At 50.5% G+C, this 4303-nt stretch carries 4 protein-coding genes and 1 pseudogene; 1 reads left to right on the forward strand and 4 read right to left on the reverse strand.

Annotation, left to right across the window (positions count from 1 at the left end; all coding sequences use genetic code 11):
* Positions 1-80: 80 nt before the first annotated feature.
* Positions 81-212: pseudogene (locus tag PHV74_15105) on the forward strand (ATP-binding protein).
* A 164-nt stretch (positions 213-376) separates the two neighbouring features.
* Here the strand turns inward: PHV74_15105 and PHV74_15110 are convergent.
* From PHV74_15110 to PHV74_15125, 4 genes are all read right to left on the reverse strand, one after another.
* Entirely contained in the window at positions 377-982 is a 606-nt protein-coding gene (locus PHV74_15110; GenBank protein ID MDD5095682.1) for a hypothetical protein, read from the reverse strand.
* A complete protein-coding gene (locus PHV74_15115; protein ID MDD5095683.1) occupies positions 954-2540 on the reverse strand; it encodes an ATP-binding protein in 1587 nt (528 codons plus the stop codon). The genes PHV74_15110 and PHV74_15115 overlap by 29 nt, the downstream gene beginning before the upstream one ends.
* Positions 2518-3492: a hypothetical protein gene (locus tag PHV74_15120; GenBank protein ID MDD5095684.1), complete on the reverse strand. Its 975-nt coding sequence runs from the start codon at positions 3490-3492 to the stop codon at positions 2518-2520. The genes PHV74_15115 and PHV74_15120 overlap by 23 nt, the downstream gene beginning before the upstream one ends.
* A 566-nt stretch (positions 3493-4058) precedes the next feature.
* Positions 4059-4303 (reverse strand): hypothetical protein (locus tag PHV74_15125; GenBank protein ID MDD5095685.1); only part of this gene is annotated, 245 nt, incomplete at its 5' end.

Below are 4303 nucleotides of genomic sequence, written 5' to 3' on the forward strand. Positions count from 1 at the left end.
CCCACAGTGGCATTTACAATCTCCGGGAAGACGATGATTTAATTGCCACTCTGATAGCAGAAGTGGTTCAAGAGACATATTCAGCCCGAGCATAAAGCCGCATATTAAAGATTGCCCGCACTATTGCAGATATCGAAGGGGAGGCGTCCGTCAAATCTGCTCATATCTCCGAGGCTATCCAGTACCGCAGTTTGGATCGCAGAGCGATCTGACCGGTAGAAGAGATCAAGGGGCCAAGCGGTAAAACGAGGCGAAGAGCTGGCTAAACTTATAAACCGATGAGCGTCTCCGATTTCTGAATCAGGCTTTCGGCTTCGGAGATTGCCTCTTTTTGTCTATTCTATGCACGTTCTGCACTTACAACTTGAATTCACCTTTAACCACGCCTCGTCCACTCTGACGGATCAAATATCGACCAATCGCTCTGGGTCAGCGTTGGATACAGATCCTTGTCGCCCAGCACTGTTTGCCATTCCTTCTCAGCACCTCCTCGTGCCGCCAGCAAGTCCATGGCGGTGGAGATGGCCCTTCTAACAAGCTGCTCGGCATTCTCTAACACGAAGTATCCATCTAACAATATGCCGCAAACATATAAAAGACCAACAAGCGGAGGTATGCGCGACTCAAATCCGCCTTTTCTCAACTCCGCCTGAAAGTGAGCCTTGATTAGCCGAATCGCAGGTGTATCACCTACAACTAGAATCGTTCTGCCATGCACGATGGCCACAGTGCTACCGACACCAGTCTGCGCTACGCCATGATCGACAAAGGAGATGACCCGTTTGGATATGCGATGTCTTCCACGTGTCCAGTCAGCATCCGTCTCGATAAGATGCGCTAAGGCACGTTCCCATTCAAGTGGCAGCGTCAGCCAACGTGGTGGATCAGATATGTTTTTCCAGGCAAAATCAAGGCGCCGCTGTTCGCGACGTAGAACAATCTGCGATATCTCTCTATTGTAGAAAGCCAGAGGGTTGACCATTGATATCTGCGTTGAGGCACAAAGAAGTGTCTCCGTCGGGAACTCGACATTCGCGCCGAGCGCCTTGGCTACTGCGCGAATTGAAGCGTTCGCGGGAGTCTCCCTGATTAAGTTCTCGGCCGATGCAAAAAGGGGACACTCTATAGTCCAGAACACATCGTACTGATGCAGCCGCACGACCTGAAGAGGACTCTGTCAGAATGATTGGAAGCTCTCGAAGGGTATCAACCAGGATGTCTCTGCTTATGATTTCCGAGTCGGACGGGCGGTTCCCTAGCCCTGGTTCTAATAGCTCCGTGAGGAGGTACTGCGCTTCCTGAACTGCCCATGTAAGTGAGTGGCCCCTTGACTTGGTCAGATTGTCAATCTCGATCTCAGCGTGTTTGCCGTAGGCGCGATACACGGCACGTAGCAGAGCATCAAGTTGCGGTCCAGATTCGAGACCTGACCGAGCCACATTCGTCTTCGGTGCGTTCTCCCCGGTAGCATTCGCAAGAGCGAAAATTCCGGTGCCACGGAAGCCAGGCGTGTTGGTATCCACACGAATACCTTCAACACATGTTCCGATGGGTGACCATTCTGATCTCTTTACAACGCGATCAGCGAGAAAAGACCACTCGTGAAAATACGGAGACCATCGGACGCCGTATGCTATCGTGACGCAGCCTACGTTGTGTTGCACAACGCAGACGGGGTTCTTTCCCGAGGCTGACTCGGGTTGAGTCTCAATATCATTGACGACTTCGTAGCCGCAGGACCTGAGGCAGTCAATCAGAACCTCCTTGGGGCTACTGAAGCCGATTGCGATGGGTTCGCCGTTGTCGATGGCCAGTGTCACCTTGCAGTTCGGCAAAACGATCCAGCGCTTAGCCGTCCTGACGACATCAGGCATTTTGACACTTTGCCGCACCTTCAGCCTTATCATGGTACCATGGGGTGCGAGCGAGGCGGCTGGTTCCGTGTGTTTGTCAAGTACTCGGATCAGGTACTTACCGTGGACAGAGCGAAGGGCCAGTCTTCTCGCACTTGTTTCCGCCTCATGGCAGGTGATGACTTCCACAGAGTCTGCGATCATGAATGCAGAGAGTACGCCGATTCCGAACCGACTAATCCCAGAAAAATCAGGATGCGATTTCTTGAACTCCTGATCTTGATACAGGGAAGCACCAACGCGAAGCAGATGATTGCGAATAGTTTCCTGAGTCATGCCCGTACCATTGTCGGTCACGGTAAGGACTCGGTTCGAGCTATCCCAAGTAATCCGCACTTCCCCAGGGGCTGAATTGGGATGATCATAGAGCCTTAATTTGATAGCGTCCAACGAGTTCTGTACGAGCTCTCGGAGTACGACCGATGAATCATTGTAAAGCGTTTGGCCAGTTAGAAGATCGAGGACCTTCGCTTGGTCGATCGTGAACTCAAAGGCATCACGTATAAATCCTTCTGTCTCGATGTTTGAGTCATCAACTTTTGACCAGGGGAATTCGTGTGTAGCCAGATTCCTTCTGTGTGTTGCCGAGATCCAGTTGCAGCATTTAGCCAGCTGCGCGGGCGGCATAGCCCAAGTAAGCCGTAAGTCCCAAAAAGCCATCTTCTTTCTTGAAAAAGGCATGTATCTCGATCGTGTCGCGGGGAGCTTTTGGGTCAGGTTCGCCATCGGCGTTGGTGCCCAATTTGGAGCGAACACGCGTAACGGCCATCTGTTTGGCCCACTCCTGCTGACTCAGCGGATCGGTCGGGTTGATCAACCGGAAGGCAATAGGAGGAGTACGGTCGGCTGTTATGTGAAGAAGGTCGGCCGCTCGGAGAAGAACAGCCGCATACTGGAGATTCCCTGTTTCGGCGTCACTATCACCGTATGGTTGCGAGACACGGTATTTTGTAAGGTTGTCAAGATCATCGAGATGGTGACTCTCCGCCACGAATCCTAAGTCTCTGCGGAATTGATCGCCGAGAGGGGTGAGCAATTTATCCACCTCGATGGCGGTCTGCTCGCTGACTCCAAGACGTGTGCAACCCACGCCTGAGATCCACAAACGAATTCTCTCAGCGTGATTCTGCCGGACAAATTCCTGATATAGGAATCTGTCTTGTTGCTCTGCAGGGAGGTCAGCAATCTTGTGGCGATAGTCCTCGCCCTGTTCACCCGCGAAGAGGACACTATCGCGGAATAGTGGAAATTCGGAAGCTTCTCTTGCAGAGAACTCCTGCCTCGATACCAACATACCCAAGTCATGGAAGTAGATACCCAGAACCGTGAGAAGCCAGTCGGCACAGCTCATGACGCTCTTCGTAGACTCTGGAATTAGCCAATCGAGCATATCAAGCATCTTATCTACGTGCCCGATATCATGGCGGGTATACTCGTCAAAGACTCCGTCCCGCCCGATCAGAAGCAGAAGTTCGCTGAGTTGCCGCTTGATGTGAAGGACGTTGATCCCTCCAAAAGCCGGCAATCTCTCGGCCTTCTGTGCTTCGGTTTCTGCTTTTGATGCGAGCTTCACAGTCATCTCGATCCTCCCTTTCTTGTGTATCTCTTTTCTATTGGCGCACCAACAAGTTATTCTGCCGTTTCTGTATATCTTCACGAGCTGGAAGGTGCTTCGTGGGTCTCCACACGGCAAAACACTCTCAGCCGTGTGGTCGATCACTGGGTTCTCGACCTCCACGTCGTGATATATGCTTATATTCTATCCAAAATGTTCTTGACAAGCTTTTTCTAAACGTTTACTTCCTTTCTGTGTATCATGCTACTTGTAATGTTATAACGCCTCTGGATAACTCCGAATGCTCAAAATCCCTTCAGCATTGCAGACACAATTTGAGGCGTATTTACGGAACAGTGAGGTTCCGTATAGCGTTCATGTCTTTTACACAAAATGTTGCCATATTACCTGGATTTCTGCCATAAATATAACTTCCCTCATTCAGATGGGAAAAGCCTTCGGCATTTTATAAGAAAACTCCAGGATAAGAATCGGTCTCCTGCACAGCAAAAGCCTTACCATAATCATTCTTGAGGACGTTATTTCTCACCATGCTTTTTGTTTAAGAAGAATATGAACATGATTACTCATTAAGGCCCAGGCCACAATTCTGGTCCCTGTTTCTTCTCATTACCCCTCGTCTTTGTAAAGTAGTACTTTTCGTCAATGTCCCCTACCACGCTATCACTTTCGTACTCTCCCCCTGCCCCCTCCGTTTGACTCCCACGTTCCATGTATGATACTATAAACAATACCTGAACGGGTTCGTCCGATGAGGCGACCAGGTCATCCGTCATGCCCCTGTCCTGTGAATAAGGCGTTGTGATATGAACCA

It is taken from the genome of Dehalococcoidia bacterium, assembly GCA_028711995.1.
Classification (GTDB): Bacteria; Chloroflexota; Dehalococcoidia; order SZUA-161; family SpSt-899; genus JAQTRE01.